2 protein-coding genes are annotated in these 1,722 nt (G+C 71.1%); both read left to right on the top strand.

Features of this window, described 5'->3' with window-relative positions; translation table 11 throughout:
• Positions 1-364 (top strand): molybdopterin dinucleotide binding domain-containing protein (locus tag J1M64_RS18435; RefSeq protein ID WP_274601567.1); only part of this gene is annotated, 364 nt, incomplete at its 5' end.
• A gap of 95 nt (positions 365-459) precedes the next feature.
• Positions 460-1,722 (top strand): NADH-quinone oxidoreductase subunit NuoH (nuoH, locus tag J1M64_RS18430; protein ID WP_241261771.1); only part of this gene is annotated, 1,263 nt, incomplete at its 3' end.

Below are 1,722 nucleotides of genomic sequence, written 5' to 3'. Positions count from 1 at the left end.
GGCGACATCTGCGCGGGCGGCTGCGGGTCCGGAGCCCGGCGCCGGGCAGGCGGTCCTGGCCACGTGGCGGATGCTGCTCGACGCCGGACGTATGCAGGACGGGGAACCGCACCTCGCCGGCACCGCCCGCCGCCCCGTGGTCCGCCTGTCGCCGACGACCGCCCGCGAACTCGGAGCCGCCGACGGCGACCCGGTGACCGTGTCCACCGACCGCGGGGCGATCACCCTGCCGCTGGCCATCACCGAGATGCCCGACCGCGTGGTCTGGGTGCCGCAGAACTCGCCAGGGTCCGCCGTGAACGCGACTCTCGCCGCCGGCGCGGGCGACGTGGTGTCCATCGCGGCCGGGGAGGTGGCGTCATGACCGGGGTCGCGATGAACGGGGCCGCGGTGAACGGACCCGCCGTCCTCGCCGCCGCGGACCTGTCGACCACCGGCGCCGACCTCACGGCCTTCGGTATGGACCCGTGGTGGCTGGTGTTGGCCAAGGTCCTCGCGGTCTTCGTGTTCCTGGTGGTCACCGTGCTCGCGGCCATCTACCTGGAGCGCAAGATCCTGGCGTGGATGCAGATGCGCATCGGCCCCAACCGCGTCGGCCCCGGCGGGATCCTGCAGAGCCTGGCCGACGGCGTGAAGATCGCCCTCAAGGAGGGATTCATCCCGGCCGGGGTCGACAAGCCGATCTTCCTGCTCGCACCGGTCATCGCGGTGATCCCGGCGTTCATGGCGTTCGCGGTGATCCCCTTCGGGCCCGCGGTCTCCGTCTTCGGCCACTCCACGCCGCTGCAGCTCACGGACCTGCACGTGGGAGTGCTCTACATCCTCGCCGTCACCTCGATCGGCGTGTACGGGATCGTGTTGGCGGGCTGGTCCTCCGGCTCGACCTACCCGCTGCTCGGCGGCCTGCGCTCCACGGCCCAGGTGATCAGCTACGAGATCGCGATGGCGCTGTCGTTCGTCGGGGTGTTCCTCTTCGCCGGCACCATGTCGACGTCGGGGATCGTCGCCGCCCAGTCGCAGGTGTGGTTCGTGTTCCTGCTGCTGCCCTCGTTCGTCATCTACGTCATCTCGATGGTCGGCGAGACCAACCGCGCCCCCTTCGATTTGCCCGAGGCCGAGGGCGAACTCGTGGGCGGATTCCACACCGAGTACTCCTCGCTGCGCTTCGCGATGTTCATGCTGGCCGAGTACGTCAACATGACCACCGTCTCCGCGCTCGCGGCCACTCTGTTCCTCGGCGGCTGGCAGGCCCCCCTGCCGTTCTCGCTGATCGACGGCGCGGATTCCGGGTGGTGGGCGCTGCTGTGGTTCGTGGCCAAGGTGTGGGCGTTCATGTTCCTGTTCATGTGGCTGCGGGCCACCCTCCCGCGACTGCGCTACGACCAGTTCATGACCTTCGGCTGGAAGGTGCTCATCCCCGTCTCGCTGGCCTGGGTCATGGCGGTGGCGACCATCCGGGTGGTCGTGGGCCCCGGGTCCGCGCTCCTCACGCCCTCCATGGTGATCGCGGGCCTGGTGGCGGTGGCGGTCATCGTCGTCGTCCATCGGTCCCGCTCCCGGCGCAGCGGCCGGGCCACGCCCACCGGCGGCAACTCCCCACCCGCGTCCGTCACGCGGGGCGCGCCCGTAGGCCCCACGTCCGGCGAGCGTGCGCCCTCCGACTCCGCTTCCTTCACCCCCGCGCCCTTCGACCCCGCGCCCTTCGACCCCACGGCCGGAGGG

The sequence above is a fragment of the Dietzia sp. KRD202 genome (assembly GCF_017168155.1).
In the GTDB taxonomy this organism is placed as follows: domain Bacteria; phylum Actinomycetota; class Actinomycetes; order Mycobacteriales; family Mycobacteriaceae; genus Dietzia; species Dietzia kunjamensis.
Note: the sequence above shows the minus strand (reverse complement) of the source record. Positions and strands in the feature narration are given on the sequence as shown.